The sequence below is a fragment of the Streptosporangium sp. NPDC020072 genome, assembly GCF_040631445.1.
Classification (GTDB): Bacteria; Actinomycetota; Actinomycetes; order Streptosporangiales; family Streptosporangiaceae; genus Streptosporangium.
The window spans coordinates 387018-403023 of sequence record NZ_JBEYAB010000005.1 but is presented as its reverse complement, the minus strand read 5'-3'; the positions used below and the strand labels follow the sequence as shown (position 1 = coordinate 403023).

At 71.8% G+C, this 16006-nt stretch carries 16 protein-coding genes; 8 read left to right on the top strand and 8 right to left on the bottom strand.

All coding sequences use genetic code 11. From position 1 onward, the window contains the following. Window positions 1-3: 3 nt before the first annotated feature. Entirely contained in the window at window positions 4-957 is a 954-nt protein-coding gene (locus ABZ470_RS14295; protein WP_362911600.1) for a DUF4349 domain-containing protein, read from the bottom strand. Between the two features lie 132 nt (window positions 958-1089). Here ABZ470_RS14295 and hemG point away from each other — a divergent pair, with 132 nt between their 5' ends. From hemG to ABZ470_RS14280, 3 genes are all read left to right on the top strand, one after another. Further along, window positions 1090-2529 carry a protoporphyrinogen oxidase gene (gene hemG / locus ABZ470_RS14290; RefSeq protein ID WP_362911599.1) on the top strand — a complete coding sequence of 480 codons (1440 nt, stop codon included), beginning with the start codon at window positions 1090-1092 and terminating at the stop codon, window positions 2527-2529. Then, on the top strand, window positions 2526-3233 hold the full coding sequence (gene hemQ / locus ABZ470_RS14285; RefSeq protein WP_352011306.1) for a hydrogen peroxide-dependent heme synthase: 708 nt from the start codon (window positions 2526-2528) through the stop codon (window positions 3231-3233). The genes hemG and hemQ overlap by 4 nt, the downstream gene beginning before the upstream one ends. 63 nt (window positions 3234-3296) lie before the next feature. After that, on the top strand, window positions 3297-3920 hold the full coding sequence (locus ABZ470_RS14280) for a hypothetical protein (protein WP_352011307.1): 624 nt from the start codon (window positions 3297-3299) through the stop codon (window positions 3918-3920). Between the two features lie 227 nt (window positions 3921-4147). Here the strand turns inward: ABZ470_RS14280 and msrB are convergent, their stop codons facing one another. Next, a complete protein-coding gene (msrB, locus tag ABZ470_RS14275; RefSeq protein WP_352011308.1) occupies window positions 4148-4549 on the bottom strand; it encodes a peptide-methionine (R)-S-oxide reductase MsrB in 402 nt (133 codons plus the stop codon). A gap of 370 nt (window positions 4550-4919) precedes the next feature. Here msrB and ligD point away from each other — a divergent pair, with 370 nt between their 5' ends. Continuing rightward, window positions 4920-5915, top strand: a complete 996-nt coding sequence (ligD, locus tag ABZ470_RS14270; protein WP_352011309.1) for a non-homologous end-joining DNA ligase — start codon at window positions 4920-4922, stop codon at window positions 5913-5915. A 12-nt stretch (window positions 5916-5927) separates the two neighbouring features. Here ligD and ABZ470_RS14265 read toward each other — a convergent pair whose 3' ends face one another. Then, complete coding sequence (locus ABZ470_RS14265) at window positions 5928-6965, bottom strand: ATP-dependent DNA ligase (RefSeq protein WP_362911598.1); 1038 nt, start codon at window positions 6963-6965, stop codon at window positions 5928-5930. Between the two features lie 41 nt (window positions 6966-7006). After that, entirely contained in the window at window positions 7007-7729 is a 723-nt protein-coding gene (locus tag ABZ470_RS14260) for a dihydrofolate reductase family protein (protein WP_352011311.1), read from the bottom strand. Between the two features lie 126 nt (window positions 7730-7855). Here ABZ470_RS14260 and ABZ470_RS14255 point away from each other — a divergent pair, with 126 nt between their 5' ends. Next, window positions 7856-8245, top strand: a complete 390-nt coding sequence (locus ABZ470_RS14255) for a hypothetical protein (protein ID WP_362911597.1) — start codon at window positions 7856-7858, stop codon at window positions 8243-8245. Window positions 8246-8255: 10 nt separating this feature from the next. Here ABZ470_RS14255 and glgX read toward each other — a convergent pair whose 3' ends face one another. Both glgX and ABZ470_RS14245 read right to left on the bottom strand, forming a co-directional pair. Further along, window positions 8256-10373 carry a glycogen debranching protein GlgX gene (glgX, locus tag ABZ470_RS14250; RefSeq protein WP_362911596.1) on the bottom strand — a complete coding sequence of 706 codons (2118 nt, stop codon included), beginning with the start codon at window positions 10371-10373 and terminating at the stop codon, window positions 8256-8258. A gap of 331 nt (window positions 10374-10704) precedes the next feature. Continuing rightward, window positions 10705-11133 carry an OsmC family protein gene (locus tag ABZ470_RS14245; protein ID WP_352011314.1) on the bottom strand — a complete coding sequence of 143 codons (429 nt, stop codon included), beginning with the start codon at window positions 11131-11133 and terminating at the stop codon, window positions 10705-10707. A 199-nt stretch (window positions 11134-11332) separates the two neighbouring features. Here ABZ470_RS14245 and ABZ470_RS14240 point away from each other — a divergent pair, with 199 nt between their 5' ends. After that, window positions 11333-11863 carry a sigma-70 family RNA polymerase sigma factor gene (locus ABZ470_RS14240; protein WP_362775535.1) on the top strand — a complete coding sequence of 177 codons (531 nt, stop codon included), beginning with the start codon at window positions 11333-11335 and terminating at the stop codon, window positions 11861-11863. Further along, window positions 11860-12978 carry a hypothetical protein gene (locus ABZ470_RS14235; RefSeq protein ID WP_362911595.1) on the top strand — a complete coding sequence of 373 codons (1119 nt, stop codon included), beginning with the start codon at window positions 11860-11862 and terminating at the stop codon, window positions 12976-12978. The genes ABZ470_RS14240 and ABZ470_RS14235 overlap by 4 nt, the downstream gene beginning before the upstream one ends. A gap of 57 nt (window positions 12979-13035) precedes the next feature. Here ABZ470_RS14235 and ABZ470_RS14230 read toward each other — a convergent pair whose 3' ends face one another. Continuing rightward, window positions 13036-13587 (bottom strand): hypothetical protein, encoded by a 552-nt coding sequence (locus ABZ470_RS14230; RefSeq protein ID WP_362911594.1) that lies wholly within the window; start codon window positions 13585-13587, stop codon window positions 13036-13038. Between the two features lie 197 nt (window positions 13588-13784). Here ABZ470_RS14230 and ABZ470_RS14225 point away from each other — a divergent pair, with 197 nt between their 5' ends. Then, window positions 13785-14384, top strand: coding sequence for a hypothetical protein (locus ABZ470_RS14225; protein ID WP_352011318.1), 600 nt, complete (start codon window positions 13785-13787; stop codon window positions 14382-14384). Here ABZ470_RS14225 and ABZ470_RS14220 read toward each other — a convergent pair. Beyond that, window positions 14377-16005 carry an isovaleryl-CoA dehydrogenase gene (locus ABZ470_RS14220; RefSeq protein ID WP_362911593.1) on the bottom strand — a complete coding sequence of 543 codons (1629 nt, stop codon included), beginning with the start codon at window positions 16003-16005 and terminating at the stop codon, window positions 14377-14379. The two genes, ABZ470_RS14225 and ABZ470_RS14220, sit on opposite strands and share 8 nt — an antisense overlap. Window position 16006: the final 1 nt, after the last annotated feature.

The window sequence follows — 16006 nt, the reverse complement described above, 5'->3', positions numbered from 1 at the left end:
CCGTCAGGTCTCCTCGGTCTCAGCCGGCCCGGAGACCCCGGCGGGCTCGGCGGGCTCGACCGGCTCCCGATCCGGTGCGGCGGGCGCGGACCCGCCCCTGAACAGGCGCCGCAGGAGGACCACGGCCAGCCCGACCAGGCCCAGTACGGCCAGCCAGGGCAGCAGCGCGCCCAGCACGACGAGGCCGATCCCGACGGCCGAGACGAGGGACCGCCAGCCGGAGCGCAGACCGCCGAGGAAACCGGGGGACTCCTCCTCCGGTTCCTCGACGGTGACCTCAGGACCGATCAGGTTCAGCGTCAGCGTCGCCATGCTCGTCTGCGAGGCGAGCGTCTTCTGCCGGGCCTGGAGGGATTCGAGGTCGGCCTCGCGCGCCGAGACCTCCCGCTCGACGTCCAGCACCTCACCGATCGTCTTGGCCTTCTTCATGAGGGAGCGCAGCGAGTCGAGCGCGGCCTGCGACGACCGCAGCCGGCTCTCCACGTCGGCGACCTGCTCGGTGACGTCCTCGGTGTTCTGCTGCAGGGACTCCCGTCTGCCCAGCTCCCCGCCCAGGCGCTGCAGTACCCCCGGGTAGGCCGAGGGCGGGACCTTGAAGGTCAGGCTGGTCGAGGCGCGGTCACCGTAGCCGGTGTCCGACTTCTCCGTGGACAGGTAGCCGCCCGCCGTGGTGACGATCCGCCGCGCCGTGTCGGCCGCGGCGACGACGTCCTTGGCGCGGACGGTCAGCTCGGCCGTGTAGATGATCGCCCGATCCTGCGCGACCAGCTTCACCTGTTCGTCCCGCTTGGGTGCGGCCTCTTTCCTCGGCCGGGGGGACGACTCGGCCATCGCCGGTGCGGCCTGGTTCTCGGCGGAGCCACCCGAGTCCGGGATCGATCGCATGCTCTGTCCGGCGCAGGAGGACAGGGACAGCGCGATGGCCGTCACGCACACGCCGTACGCGAGTTTTCTCATGCCCCTGGAGACGGCCCCGGCGGCGGCGTGGTTTTGCCGGGGGGATCACGATGGCATCACGTTCCGGTACGGCCCGCCACGGGACGGGGGGAGACACGCGGGCGGCCATGGCGGGAGGTACGGTCAGGAGTCATGGAAGGCAACCGGTGCCATGTGGTGGTCGTCGGCGGGGGGATCGCGGGTCTGGCGGCCGCGTGGTACCTCAGGCAGGGCGGTGAGGGCGTCCGGGTGACCGTGCTCGACGGCGCCCGGCGGATCGGCGGCAAGCTGTTCGCCGCCGAGGTTGCGGGTGTCCAGGTGGACGCCGGAGCGGAGGCCATGCTCGCGCGGCGCCCCGAGGGCAGGGCACTGGCCGAGGACGTCGGCCTCGGCGGGGAGCTACGCGACCCCGCGACGACCCAGGCGGCCATCCTCAGCAGGGGCGCGCTGCGCGCCATGCCCGCGGGGCAGGTCATGGGCGTCCCCTCGGACCTGGCCGCGCTGGTCAGGTCGGGGGTGCTGAGCCCCGCCGGTCTCGCGCGTGTCCCACTGGATCGCGTCCTGCCCGCCACCCTCGTCACGACCGACGTCTCCGTCGCCTCCTACATCAGGGCCAGGATGGGCGAGGAGGTCGTCGAGCGGCTGGTCGAGCCGATGCTCGGCGGCGTCTACGCGGGCCGGGCCGAGCGCCTGTCGCTTGAGGCGACGATGCCCGGGATCGCCGCAGCGGCCAGGTCGGAGCGGTCACTGCTCACCGCCGCCCGCGAGATCGTCACCGGGGCGCGGAAGGAAGGGCCGGTCTTCACCACGCTGCACCGGGGCATGGGCTCCCTGCCCGCGGCCGTCGCCGAGGCCTCCGGCGCGGAGATCAGGACCGGTGTCACGGTCAGGGAGCTGCGCCGTACCGAGAGCGGCTGGCGTCTCGTCGCGGGGCCGGTGCCCGAGCCCGAGGTGATCGAGGCGGACGCCGTGGTCGTCGCGGTGCCTGCTCCGGCGGCCGGTCGCCTGCTCGCGGCCGAGGTGCCCGGGGCCGCGGCCGAGCTGGCCAGGATCGAGTACGCCAGCATGGCCGTCGTCACGCTCGCCTACCCCAGGGCGGCCTTCCCCGTACCGCCGACCGGCAGCGGTTACCTGGTCCCGCCCGTCGAGCGGCGCGCGGTCAAGGCCGCCACGTTCAGCTCGGTCAAGTGGCCGCACCTGGCCGAGGCAGACCCCGATCTGGTCATGCTGCGCTGCTCCGTCGGCCGCCTGGGCGAGGAGGCGCTGCTCCAGCGCGACGACGCCGACCTGGTCGCCCTGGCGGTGGAGGAGATGGCCGAGGTCGCCGGGGCGCGCGGGCTGCCCCGCGACTCCAGGGTGACCCGCTGGGGCGGCTCCCTGCCGCAGTACGACGTCGGCCACCTCGACCGGGTGGCCCGCATCCGCGCGGCCGTCGCCTCGCAGCCCGGCCTGGCCGTGTGCGGCGCCGCCTACGACGGCCTCGGCGTCCCCGCCTGCGTCGCGACCGCCCGTACCGCGGCGGCCCGGATTCTGGACCACCTGGATCCGGCGGGACAATGGCATGGGAAAGCTGATTCGCTGACGAAGGGGTGAGGACGACGGACGGGAACCCGCGGCCGAAGGCACGCGACCTGAACCAGGTGATCCGCTACACCATGTGGTCGGTCTTCCGGCTGCGCGAGCGCTGCCCGGCCAACCGCGAGGGCATGGCCGACGAGGTCGAGGACCTCCTGGCCCAGGTGGCGGAGAAGGACGTGGTCACCCGGGGTCTGTACGACGTCGCCGGGTTCCGCGCGGACGCCGACTTCATGTTCTGGTGGCACGCGCCGTCCGCCGACGACCTGCAGGAGACCTACTCCAGGTTCCGCCGCACCGAGCTGGGGCGGCTGGCCGAGCCCGTCTGGTCGGTCATGGCGCTGCACCGGCCCGCCGAGTTCAACAAGTCGCACATCCCGGCCTTCCTCGCCGAGGAGGAGCCACGCGGATACGTCTGCGTCTACCCGTTCGTCCGCTCCCTGGAGTGGTACCTCCTGGAGGACGCCGAGCGCCGTGCGATGCTGGCCGAGCACGGCAAGATGGCCCGGGAGTACCCCGACGTCAGGGCCAACACCGTCGCCTGTTTCGCGCTGAACGACTACGAGTGGATGCTCGCCTTCGAGGCCGACGAACTGCACCGCATCGTCGACCTCATGCGAACCCTGCGGGGCGCGCGGGCACGGCTGCACACCCGGGAGGAGATCCCCTTCTACACGGGCGTCCGCAAGCCGGCCGGAGAGCTGATCGCCGCGCTGCCGTAGCGGCGCCATGACACCGCCCCCGGGGGAGGCCCGGGGAGAACGACGCCGTCTGTGAGGCCGAGGATGGAAACGGGCGGGAACCGCCGCAGGAGGAGCCGGAGCCGGTCCCGTCTCCCGGGGACGCTCCGGGCGCTGGTCGGGGCGGCCGCATTGGTCGCGGCGCTGCTGGTGCTCGGCGGCTCGCTGCTGCGGCCGGGCGCGCGCACGCAGGAGCAGGAGATGGGGCGGGCGCTGGTGACCGCCCCCGTGGCGGCGCCCGCCGAGACGGAGGATCCGGCGAAGGACCCTGGGAAGGCCACCGGGAAGGCCGCGGAGAAGGCCACGGCCGACAAGCCGCGTAAGGCGAAGAAGGGGCAGGAGGCCAAGGCCGGGGGGCTGTCCAAGCACACCGACAAGCAGGCGCTGGCCTACTTCGTCGAGCACAAGGCGACCAAGCGTCTGAAGGACATCCGGATCGTCGGCGGCTACCTGCGCATCTACACCGACCTTCCCGACTCCGCGAGCAACTCCAAGCAGGCCCTCAAGCTCTGCGAGACGGGTCGTGACTATCTCGTCGGGGAGGTCGGCGATCCGAACCCGGTGGTCTTCGTCCAGGCGAGGTTCGGCGAGAACGGCAACCCCGTCCTGGCGAACATCATCGGCTCCAAGGACCGTGACTGCCGCCTCACCTACCCCGAGCCGAAGTGACGACGGGTCATCTCACCCGGACCCTGGTCCTGCCGCAGATCCTGCAGCGCTGGGTGATCACCCGGCCAATGGTCTCGACGATCTCCCACCTGTGCCGGAGGTGCACGGTTGCTCCCTGAGCAAGAACACGTTGCGGAGGCGGTAGCGTACTTTGAGTTATGGCGCCGTGCCGTGCCGGGCTCCCGCGCTCCCCATGGGGGATCGCGTCGCGGGGCGCCGGGCGCCGGTTATTCGGCGGGTTCGAGCCGCAGGGACACGGAGTTGATGCAGTAACGGTCGTCGGTCGGGGTGCCGTAGCCCTCGCCGTGGAAGACGTGACCGAGGTGGGAGTCGCAGGTCGCGCACCGGACCTCGACCCGGACCATGCCCAGCGAGCGGTCCTCGATCAGGGTCACCGCCTCCGACTGCGACGGCTCGTAGAAGCTGGGCCAGCCGCAGTGGCTGTCGAACTTGGTGTCCGAGCGGAACAACTCGGCCCCGCAGGCCCGGCAGCTGTAGACGCCCTCGGTCTTGGTGTCGACGTACTCACCGGTGAAGGGGCGCTCGGTGCCCGCCTGGCGGAGCACGTGGAACTCCTCGGGAGAGAGCTGGACGCGCCATTCGGCGTCGCTCTTGACCACCTTTTCCATCCCTCAAGCCTATGCGCTCCCGGCGGTGTCCCCGGGTGGTTCCCGCCGTACACCCGGGAGGAAAAAATCTTGGAGGCGAAGCATCCATTTATGCCGGTTTTGGCGTCTTTAGAGATGTGGGGGGTATTTCGCCTTCCTGCTGAAGGGTGAGACCGTCCGCCCGGTCGTCCGAGGATCAACAGGACGGCCGAAGAACGCCGCCGGCCGGGTGACGCGCCAGCGCTCGGACCGGAGAGCAGGCGGACGGTCACGTGGTCCGTCCCGTCGAGTACGCGGTCCCGCCGCCGCGGCGGCTCCGGGACGGACCCGCCCTGCGGCCCGTCGTGTGGGAGCGGGCCCCTGAGGGCTCACAAGGGGTACGGTCGGACGTATGCCGTCGCCGTACATCGAACTCACTGTCGAAGACAGGGTGATCAAGGTCACCAATCCCGACAAGGTCTACTTCCCCGAGATCGGGGTGACCAAGCGGGAGCTCGTCGAGTACTACGTGAGCGTGGGCGAGGGGGCGCTGCGCGCCCTCCGCGACCGTCCCACCCACCTCAGGCGCTACCCGGACGGGGTCGAGGGAGAGGAGATCTACCAGAAGCGGATGCCCGTCAAACGGCCCGACTGGGTGCGCACGGCCACGGTCCGCTTCCCCAGCGGGCGCACCGCCGACGCGTTGTGCGTGACCGAGGTCGCCTCCCTGGCCTACTGCGCCAACCTGGGCACCATCGACTTCCACCCCTGGCAGGTGCGCTCCGGTGACACCGAGCACCCCGACGAACTGCGCGTCGACGTCGACCCGCAACCGGGAACGGGCTTCGCGCAGGCGCGGCAGGTGGCCTTCACGGTCCGCGACATCCTCCAGGAGCTCGGCGTGACCGGCTTCGCCAAGACCTCGGGCGGCCGGGGCGTCCACGTGGCCGTGCGCATCGAGCCGCGCTGGGACTTCGTCCAGGTGCGTCACGCCGGCATCGCCCTCGCCCGCGAGGTCGAGCGCCGGGTGCCCCACCTGGCCACCACCGCCTGGTGGAAGGAGGAGCGGGGCGAGCGGATCTTCATCGACTACAACCAGAACGCCCGCGACCGGACCCTGGCCGCCGCCTACTCGGTGCGGGCCAGGCCGAACGCCCCGGTCTCGGCCCCGCTCACCTGGGAGGAGCTGGCCGACGCAGACCCGCGCGACTTCGACATCCGTACGGTTCCGGCCCGCTTCGCCAAGCTGGGCGACGTGCACGCCGCGATCGACGACCAGGCCTTCTCGATCGAGCCACTGCTCGAATGGTACGAACGCGACGGCGCGCAGGACCTGCCCTATCCCCCCAACTACCCCAAGATGCCCGGCGAGCCGAAGCGGGTGCAGCCGAGCAAGGCGCGAGACTGATCCACCGGCCCCTCAGCGGGCCAGGATGTCGTCCAGGTCGTAGGAGACAGGCTGTTCGAGCTGCTCGAACGTGCACGACTCCGGGGTCCGGTCGGGGCGCCAGCGGCGGAAGTGGGCGGTGTGCCGGAAGCGCGTGCCCTCCATGTGGTCGTAGGCGACCTCGATCACCAGCTCGGGCCGCAGCGGCACGAACGACAGGTCCTTGGCCGCGCTCCACTTGGAGATCGCCCCGGGCAGGGACTCGGCGCTCCACGGGTGACCGTCCTGGCTCACATACGGCGCCAGCTCCTCGACCAGCTCCGCCCTGCGCTTCATCGGGAAGGAGGCCGCGACGCCGACGTGCCTCAGGGCGCCCTCGGCGTCGTAGAGGCCGAGCAGCAGGGAGCCGACCACCGGCCCCGACTTGTGCTCGCGGTAGCCCGCGACCACGGCGTCCGCCGTGCGCTCGTGCCTGACCTTGAACATCGCCCTCTTGTCCGGCTGGTACGGCAGGCCGCCGGGCTTGGCCACGATGCCGTCGAGCCCGGCGCCCTCGAACGTCTCGAACCACTCGGCCGCCCGCTCCTGCGAGGTGGTCACCGGTGTCAGCCGTATGCTCCGGCCCGCGTCGCCGAAGATCGACTCAAGGCGTGCCCTGCGCTCGGCGAAGGGGACCTCCATGAGGGACTCGTCGCCGAGGGCAAGCAGGTCGAAGGCGACGAACGAGGCGGGCGTCTGCTCGGCCAGCAGTCTCACCCGGGAGGCCGCGGGGTGGATGCGCTGCTGCAGGGCCTCGAAGTCGAGCGCCTGGCCGCCGCGGATGACGATCTCCCCGTCCACCACCACCCGCTCGGGCAGCTCCGCCCGCACCGCCTCCACCAGCTCGGGGAAGTAGCGCGTGAACGGCCGTTCGTTGCGGCTGCCGAGGTAGACCTCGTCGCCGTCGCGGAAGACGACGCACCGGTAGCCGTCCCACTTCGGCTCGTAGAGCATGGTGCCGTCCTGCGGCGGCAGGGACTTGACGGCCTTGGCCAGCATCGGTGCGACCGGGGGCCGCAGCGGCAGGTTCATGTCACTCCTCGTCGTCCGTTCGTCGGGCTAGCCTGACCTTTCTACCGGAGAGGACGGACATACCTGGTGAACAGGAAACCGTCCTCCTCCAGGACATGGGCCAGGTCCAGCCGGACCGACGCCGGAAGGCCGTTGAGGATGCGCGCCGCGGGGCCGCCGGTCAGCATCGGGCTCACCGTCAGGCACAGCTCGTCGACCAGGTCGGCCTCGGCGAGCTGGGCGTTGACCTTGGGGCCGCCCTCGCACAGCACCCGCCCCAGGCCGCGTGAGGCCAGCTCGGCCAGCGCCGCGGCCAGGTCGATCCGGTCGCCACCGGCCACGATCACCTCGGCCACCTCGGCCGTCTCCGCACGCCGCCGCGCGGGAGCCGCCTCACAGGTGACCACGATCGTCCTGGCGTACGGCTCGGCCTCGGTGAACAGCGGGCTTTCGAGGTCCAGGTCGAGCAGCCGGGTGAGCACGGCCACCGGCGGCGCCGCAGGACGCCCCGCACGCAGGTGACGCCACGACTCCCGGGGCCTGGCGGGGCCGTACCCCTCGGCCCTGACCGTCGTGGCGCCGGCCAGGACGACGTCGGCCTGCCCGCGCAGCACCCCGAAGATCCGCCGGTCGCCACGGCCCGACAATCCGCCGGACAGCCCGTCGAGCCAGGCGGCCCCGTCGGCGCTGGCCACCATGTTGAGCCGGACGCACCGTTCGCGGGGGTAGGCGTAGAGCCGGGCGAGATCGACCTCGTCGGAGGCGGCCGGGTGGATGAGACGCATCCTCCTACCTTGGCACAGGAGACCGTACGGCCCTCCCGCGAGAACGTTCGGTAACGGATTCGACACTTCCGGTGAAATCGGGGCGAGTGGCGTTACATGATGCGGCAAAAGAGACGGGGAGGCAGTGTGGGGCTGGCCGCGATCGTGACGTGGTTGATCACCGCGATGTTCGGCGTCCGCCTGTTGCGGCTGTGGCTGCTCCACGGCGGGCCACGCAGCCAGGCGGCGAAGGTCACCCGCTTCCCCGCCGCGCTGCTCTTCGCCCACCCGATGCTCGCCATGTCGGCCCTGAGCTGCTGGAGCGCCTACCTGGTCACCGACCGCCGGGTGCTGGCCTGGCTGGCGTTCGGGGCGCTCGCGCTGACGGCCCTGCTCGGCTTCACCATGTCCACCCGCTGGCTCGGCGGCGGCCGTCACGCGCGCGGCGCCGGCCAGCGCCCGCCGGTCCTCACGATCCTGCTGCACCTTCTCGCCGGGCTGACCACCTTCGTCCTCATCCTGCTGACCAGGCCCTAGCGAGGCGCCGTCAGGGGCGTCGGCAGCGCAGGATCCTGATCGAGCGGGAGGTCACCGGGACGTGGGCGTCGGCGGGCCAGGGCCCCTCGTGGGCGGTCTCGTCGCCGCCCTCCCGCGCGGTGTCCAGCACGGACAGCCAGCGCGCGCCGTACCTGGCGCCGGGGACGGTGAAGGTCAGGTCCTCGTGGTGGCCGTTGATCAGCAGCAGGAACGAGTCGTCCACGATCGGCTCGCCACGCGGGCCGGGTTCGGTGATGGCCGCGCCGTTCAGGAAGACCGCCAGCGACTTGGCGTAGCCGGTGTGCCAGTCGGCGGCCGACATCTCCTCGCCCGAGGGGGTCAGCCAGACGATGTCGCGGGTGCCGTCCTCGGCCTTGCGGCCGTGGAAGAACCGGCGCCGCCGGAAGACGGGGTGCTCGCGCCGCAGCTCGGACAGCCCCCTGACGAAGTCCAGCAGCTCCTTGTCGGTCCCGGCCGGGGACCAGTCGATCCAGGAGATCTCGTTGTCCTGGCAGTAGGCGTTGTTGTTGCCGCCCTGGCTCCTGCCGAACTCGTCGCCGGCCAGCAACATCGGCACACCCTGCGAGACGAACAGGGTGGTCAGCAGGTTGCGGCGCTGGCGGCGGCGCAGGGAGGTGATCTCCGGGTCGTCGACCGGTCCCTCGGCGCCGCAGTTCCACGAGCGGTTGTCGTCGGTGCCGTCCCGGTTGTCCTCCCCGTTGGCCTCGTTGTGCTTGCGGTCGTAGGAGACCAGGTCGGTGAGGGGGAACCCGTCGTGGCAGGTGACGAAGTTGATGGAGGCGACGGGACGGCGCCCCGAGGTGGCGTACAGGTCGGCCGAACCGGTCAGCCGCGAGGCCAGCTCAGGCAGCGCCGAGCCGTTGCCGCGCCAGAAGTCGCGCACGCTGTCGCGGTACTTGCCGTTCCACTCGGTCCACAGCGGCGGGAAGTTGCCGACCTGGTAGCCGCCGGGCCCCACGTCCCACGGCTCGGCGATCAGCTTCGCCTGGGAGATGACCGGGTCCTGCTGGATCAGGTCGAAGAAGGCGCTCAGCCGGTCCACGTCGTGCAGCTCACGGGCCAGGGCGGAGGCCAGGTCGAACCGGAAGCCGTCCACGTGCATCTCCAGGACCCAGTAGCGCAGCGAGTCCATGATGAGCTGCAGCGCGTGCGGGGAGCGGACGTTGAGGGAGTTGCCGCAGCCGGTGTAGTCGAGGTAGTAGCGCCGGTCTCCGTCGTGCAGCCGGTAGTAGGCCGCGTTGTCGATGCCGCGGAAACCCAGCGTCGGCCCCATGTGGTCGCCCTCGGCCGTGTGGTTGTAGACCACGTCGAGGATGACCTCGATCCCGGCGTCGTGCAGCGCCCGCACCATCGCCTTGAACTCCAGCACCTGCTCGCCGCGCTGCCCCGAGCTCGAATAGGCGGCGTGCGGGGCCAGGTAGGCGATCGTGTTGTAGCCCCAGTAGTTCGTCAGCCCGCGGGCGACCATCGCGTGCTCGGGCACGAACTGGTGCACCGGCATCAGCTCGACCGCGGTGACGCCCAGGGTCAGCAGGTGGTCGATGACCGCCGGGTGCGCCAGCCCCGCGTAGGTGCCGCGCTGCTCGGGCGGCACCGCGGGGTGGCGCATGGTGAGCCCCCGCACATGCGCCTCGTAGATCACGGTCTGGTGGTACGGCGTGCGCGGCGGCCGGTCGTTCCCCCAGTCGAAGAACGGGTTGACCACCACGTTCTTCGGCATGAAGGGGGCGCTGTCGTCGTCGTTCCTGCTGGCCGGGTCGGTGAAGGGGTAGGAGAACAGCGACTCGTTCCACCTCAGTTCGCCCTCGACCGCCTTGGCGTAGGGGTCAAGCAGCAGCTTGGCGGGGTTGCAGCGGTGGCCGCGCGAGGGGTCGTGGGGGCCGTGCACGCGGTAGCCGTACCGCTGGCCGGGGGCGACCCCGGGGAAGTAGCCGTGCCAGACGAAACCATCCACCTCGGGCAGGTCGACGCGCTCCTCACGGCCGTCGTCGTCGAACAGGCACAGCTCGACGCGTTCGGCGACCTCGGAGAACACCGAGAAGCCGGTGCCCGCGCCGTCCCACGTGCCGCCCAGGGGGTAAGGCTCTCCCGGCCAGATCTCGCGCATGCGGCCCTCAATCTCCCTCAGCTAGCCCTCGTGCGCACAGGTGCCGTCGCCCTCCTCACCCTGGTCCGGGGGACACGAAACGAGGGGGCGGGAGCTCACAAGGTGTGCGGACTTTCCTCTGACGGTCTCGGCGGTCTCGGCCGGACGGTGGCCGTGAAAGAGGGACGGCCCGCCCGGCTGAATGGGGGTCGCCTGAGTGTACGCGCCCGGGGTCACCGGGTGGAACGCCTGGCCGCAAGGCTTTAACCTGCGCTTTTCCCGCCTCGCGGGGATGGGACGCAGGTCTCCCGGCCGCGCCGCCGAGGCGGGCACGGCCGGAAGACACGCTCGATCAGCCGACCAGTTCGGCGTTGAGGCTGATCGTGGTGCCGGAGAGGGCCTTGCTCACCGGGCAGTTGGCCTTGGCCGTCTCGGCGGCCTTCTGGAACTCCTCCGCGGACAGGCCCTCGACCTGGCCGCGGACGGAGATGACGATCCCCGTGATGCCCTCGCCCGGCTGGAAGGTCACCTCGGCCTTGGTCTCCAGGGACTGCGGCGGGGTGCCCGCCTGGGCCAGGCCGTGGGACAGGGCCATCGAGAAGCAGGAGGAGTGCGCCGCCGCGATGAGCTCCTCGGGCGAGGTCTTGCCGTTGGCCTGCTCGGCCCTGGAGGGCCAGGACACGTCGAAGGTGCCCACCTTGGACGAGTCCAGCGAGACGGTGCCCGATCCGTCGAGGAGCGAGCCCTTCCACTGGGTCGTCGCGGTACGTGTCGTCGCCATGGCGATGTCCTTTCGATCACGAAGCGTTAACCAGGAACGACCCTACTCGCCGAGATCACGAGGCTTGTCCCCGGAGCCGCCCGTCGCCCCCGTTCCCGAGGCGATTCGATTACCCGGCGTTACCTTACGAATGGAATCTGTAATCGATCCCTTGGTGGTGGACGTAAGAAACATGACGCCAGGTGGGGAAGGGGCGACCGTGCCGGAGGACGAGGAGAAGTGGTTCGAGGAGATGTTCCGCGCCTTCTACGAGCCCGTCTGGGCCTACGCGGCGCGCCGGGTCGGCTTCACCGGGGCCGACGACGTCGCCTCGTGCACCTTCCAGACGGCCTGGCGCAAGAGGAACAGGATTCCCAGGGACGACGACCGCGCCGTCGTCGCCTGGCTGTACCGCGTCGCCTGGGGGCACGTGCGCAACGCCACCCGCGGCGAGGGGCGCAGACAGCGCCTCATGGCGCTGCTGAGACAGCTGCCACCGGAGCTGTCCGGTGACGGGACACACGACGAGGAAGAGGTCAGGACCGCGATGGAGACGGCCATGGCGCGCCTGCGCCCCAAGGACGGAGAGGTCCTCCGCCTGCACTACTGGGAGGACCTCGCGATCGATGAGATCGGCGGGGTTCTCGGTCTGACGCCGAACGCGGTCAGGGTACGGCTGTGCCGGGCCCGCATGAGGCTGGCGGACCTGCTGCGGGGCATGTGCCTGTGGTGCGAGGAGGCGGGCCGGTGAGGGCGCGGGGACGAGACCGGTTCCGCGAGCTCATGGTCCGCTGCAACCCCGTGCCCCCGCACGAGGCGCGGCGGAGGATGGGCGACGGGCAGGAGGAGGTCCTACGGCGGATCATGAGCGAGAGCACCCCCCGGCGGGCGCGGGGCAGGGGGTCGGTCCTGGTGGTGGCCCTGCTGGCGACCGCCGTCGCGGTGGCGGTCCTGCCGAGGGTCGTGCAGCGGGGACAGCCGGGAGACCGGCAGGGGGCGGGGGAGGGCCCGCCGCCGGGCGCCGCCGCCTCGCGCACCGGCCCGCCCATCACCGCGGACCTGGCACGGATCGTTCACCTGTCGGCGGTCGAGCCGCTGCGCGGCCATCCGCTCCCGATGTCGTCCTTCCCCCGGGCCTCGGCAGGACTGCTCGGCCTGGCCCGGCTCGCCGGTTCCCGCCCGGGCAGGCAGGAGGGGCCGTGGAGCTACGTCGAGACCGAGGAGTGGCTGCTGGCCACCAGCGTCACCCGGGACGGCACGACCTCGCGGATGACACCGTGGGTCGTCAGCCGCTGGACGCCGCAGGACGATCGGGGCACCTACCACAGGACGCGCAGGCACGGAAGGCCGTTCGGGAGCGGCGGCTGGGCCGGTATCACGCCAGGGGCCGACCAGGCGACGGCCACCGAGGGCGGTGAGAACAGTGAGACCGGCGCCGCGGCGGACCTCGGCCCCAGGGCGGCCGCTCTGTCGCGCTCCGAGGAGGAGCTGCGCGACCAGCTGCTCGACGGGGAGCCGCAGGCGGGCATGACGCGCACGCACCGCCTGGTCAGGGCCGTCGAGGACCTGCACTCCCACGACGTGGTCGAGCCCGACCTCCGCGCGGCTCTGTGGCGGACGCTCGCCGCCCAGGACGACCTGCGGGACATCGGGCAGGTCAGGGACCGCAACGGCAGGCCAGGGCGGGCCTTCGGGTTCGAGGACGGGCCGCTGCTCGGGGTGTTCGTCGTCAGCTCGGCGACCGGTGGGCTGCTGGCGACCGAGCTGATCAGGCTCACAGGCCCGGGGGAACCGCGCCCGGCCGTCGAGGAGTACCGGACCTACCTCACCGCCCGGTGGGTCGCCGGTCCCGGCCTGACCTCATGACCGGCGGCGGCGCCGTACGGTGCGATCCCGCCCAAACCGTACGGCGCCGTCGCCCTCTCATCGGCCGGGGCACTCACGCAGGCTGGGATGGGCGTTGACCCAGCGCCGGTCGGCGACACCCCGGAGATTGCCGTATCCCGACCCGCCGGGGAAACAGGTCCCCTCCTCGTCCCGGTTCCTCTTGACGAGGAAGACGAAGGGGCGGTCGTTCCTGAGGGACATGAAGAGGCCGATCCCGTCGATCCTCCTCGTGCCCGGCACCTTGATGGCCTGCCGCGATCCCTCGTAGGCCCTGCGGTCGTAGAGGCAGACCGCGTTGCCGGGAACGCCGTCCTCGTCGCAGTCGTGCTCGGCGCCACGCCTGGCCGGGCCGCACGACGGGGGCCGGAAGGTGATCACCTCGGCGCCGTCGTCGTAGGAGACCGTGTCCGGCGGGACGAAACGCCCGTCGGGTGCCTTCGCGAGCTGTCCGGCCACCGCCCGCGCGACGTCGGCCTGACACGGGGAGGGACGTTCGACGGAGGGCGGCACCGGCGTGGCCGGGGGACCGGTGAGCAGGCAGGAAAGCGCGCCGCACACCGCTCCCAGGGCTTTCAGGCTGGTCGTCATGTTCGATCCTTTTGGTGGGGGTGAAACCGGCCGTCTTCCGAGGGCGGGGACGGGCCGGAAACGACGCGTCCGCCGGGGAGGGGCCGCTCTCGCGCCCTCGCGGATCAATGAATATCCGGCCGCCGCTCGTAATGAACTCCGCTGCGACGGACGTTTACCACCGGAGAGCAATTCTTTGTCAGGACGGAGCGCTTCGGATGAGGACCCCCGGACCGGCCCGCACGGGCCACCGCGATCCGCTGCCGAGGGACGGCAGCCGGGACTGCGGCGTGCTGGAACGGGTGATCCACCGGCGTTGGACGGGGACACCGCGCAGGGAGCTCGTCGCCGCGATCGACGAACTGGCGAGCTTGCCGGTCCACCTGGCGACCCGGCTGTCCGAGGACCTCGACGGGATCTGGCTCGGCGCCGACCTGCTGCCCGAGCCGCCGGAGCCGGACGACTCCTGCGACGCGCGGGTCGCCGCGGAGTCGGCGGGCATCCATATGGGGCGCACGATCGTCGTCACCGGAGGGGCCCACTCGTCGGGCTCGCTGGTCCACCACATGATCGGTCACGCCCTGTGCCAGATGGACGAGATGGACCAGACCCCTGAGTGGCGCCGGATCATGCGCTTCTGCCGCCCCCTGCTGGTTCTCGACCGCTACCGCGACTGCCCGGCCGAGTGGTGGGCGGAGAGCTACGCGCTGTGCGCCGCCAACCGGCTCGACCGGCTGACCAGACTGCTCGCCGACGACGTCCAGAGCGCGGCGGCCGTCGCCGCCTACCACCAGAGACGCCAGGGATGGGTCAGATGACGGCCCGGCCGATCACGGCCTCCAGGTCGAGGCCGGGCGGCAGGGTGCCGAAGGCACGGCCCCCCTCACCGGCCAGCCGGGAGGCGCAGAAGGCGTCGGCGACGGCCGCGGGCGCCAGCCGTACGAGCAGGGAACCCTGCAGGACCAGGGCCATGTCCTCGGCGATCCGGCGGGCGTTCGCCTCGGCGGCGGCGAGATCGCCGAGCGCGCCCAGCAGGGCACGCAGCCGCACGACCGCCGCGTCGAGACGCCGGTCGGCCCCCCTGGCGAGCGCGATCTCCGCGAGGAACGCCTCGACGGCCTCCGGCTCACGCCCCAGAGCACGCAGCACGTCCAGCGCCGCGACGTTTCCCGAGCCCTCCCAGATGCCGTTGAGCGGTGACTCGCGCAGCAGCCTGGGCATCTGGGAGTCCTCGACGTAGCCGTTGCCGCCCAGGCACTCCATCGCCTCGGCCGCGTGGGCGGGGGCGCGCTTGCACACCCAGTACTTCGCGACCGCCAGCGCGGTACGGCGCAGCGCCGCCTCGGACCGGTCCCCGGCGACGGCCCGGTCGGTGGCCCCGGCGAGCCGGGTCATCAGCGTGGTCGCCGCCTCCGACTCCAGGACGAGATCGGCCAGGACGTTGCGCATCAGCGGCTGGTCGGCCAGCCTCCTGCCGAAGGCGGCGCGGTGCGTGGCGTGGTGGACGGCCCTGACCGCGCCGTACCTCATCCCGGCGGCCGAGCCGATCACGCAGTCGAGCCGGGTCATGTTCACCATCTCCAGGATGGTCCGCACGCCCCGGCCCTCCTCACCGACCGGCCAGGCGAACGCCCCCTCGTACTCCACCTCGGCGCTGGCGTTCGACCGGTTGCCCAGCTTGTCCTTCAACCGCACCAGGCGCATGGCGTTGCGGGTGCCGTCCGGCAGGACGCGGGGCAGCAGGAAGCACGACAGGCCTCCCGGCGCCTGGGCGAGCACCAGGAACGCGTCGCACATCGGGGCGGAGTTGAACCACTTGTGGCCGGTCAGCGCGTAGCCGCCGCCGGCGAGGGGCTCGGCCCTCGTGGTGCCCGCGCGGACGTCTGAGCCGCCCTGCTTCTCGGTCATCGCCATCCCGGCGAGCACCCCGCGCTTGCCCAGCGGCGGCCGGAGCCCGAAGTCGTAGCTCCTGGACGTCAGCAGCGGCTCCCATTCGGCGGCGAGGGCGGGGGCGTGACGCAGCGCGGCGACCGAGGCGTAGGTCATCGAGATCGGGCAGCCGTGCCCCGCCTCGACCTGGCTCCAGAGGTAGAACCCGGCCGCGCGGGCCACGTGCGCGCCGGGCCTGGCATCGGCCCAGGGCGCGGCGTGCAGCCCCTCGCCGACCGCGACGGCCATCAGCTCGTGCCAGGCGGGATGGAACTCGACCTCGTCGATCCGGTGGCCACGGGCGTCGTGGGTGCGCAGGACCGGCGGATGCTCGTTGGCCAGGCGCCCCCACTCGGCGGCCCGTTCTGAGCCCGCGAGCACGCCCAGCGCCCGCACCTCCCCCGTGGCCCAGCCCGCCCCCTCACGCTCGACGCCGGCCAGGAGGGCGGCGTCGTCGGACACGTCGTGCCCGACGAGCGGCGGAACCTGGTTGAAGACGTCGTGGGTCATC

Coding starts and splice junctions, on each gene's coding strand:
- ABZ470_RS14295 (WP_362911600.1), bottom strand. CDS start 957: ATGAGAAAACTCGCGTACGGCGTGTGCGTGACGGCCATCGCGCTGTCC.
- hemG (WP_362911599.1), top strand. CDS start 1,090: ATGGAAGGCAACCGGTGCCATGTGGTGGTCGTCGGCGGGGGGATCGCG.
- ABZ470_RS14280 (WP_352011307.1), top strand. CDS start 3,297: ATGGAAACGGGCGGGAACCGCCGCAGGAGGAGCCGGAGCCGGTCCCGT.
- msrB (WP_352011308.1), bottom strand. CDS start 4,549: ATGGAAAAGGTGGTCAAGAGCGACGCCGAATGGCGCGTCCAGCTCTCT.
- ligD (WP_352011309.1), top strand. CDS start 4,920: ATGCCGTCGCCGTACATCGAACTCACTGTCGAAGACAGGGTGATCAAG.
- ABZ470_RS14265 (WP_362911598.1), bottom strand. CDS start 6,965: ATGAACCTGCCGCTGCGGCCCCCGGTCGCACCGATGCTGGCCAAGGCC.
- ABZ470_RS14260 (WP_352011311.1), bottom strand. CDS start 7,729: ATGCGTCTCATCCACCCGGCCGCCTCCGACGAGGTCGATCTCGCCCGG.
- glgX (WP_362911596.1), bottom strand. CDS start 10,373: ATGCGCGAGATCTGGCCGGGAGAGCCTTACCCCCTGGGCGGCACGTGG.
- ABZ470_RS14245 (WP_352011314.1), bottom strand. CDS start 11,133: ATGGCGACGACACGTACCGCGACGACCCAGTGGAAGGGCTCGCTCCTC.
- ABZ470_RS14230 (WP_362911594.1), bottom strand. CDS start 13,587: ATGACGACCAGCCTGAAAGCCCTGGGAGCGGTGTGCGGCGCGCTTTCC.
- ABZ470_RS14225 (WP_352011318.1), top strand. CDS start 13,785: ATGAGGACCCCCGGACCGGCCCGCACGGGCCACCGCGATCCGCTGCCG.
- ABZ470_RS14220 (WP_362911593.1), bottom strand. CDS start 16,005: ATGACCCACGACGTCTTCAACCAGGTTCCGCCGCTCGTCGGGCACGAC.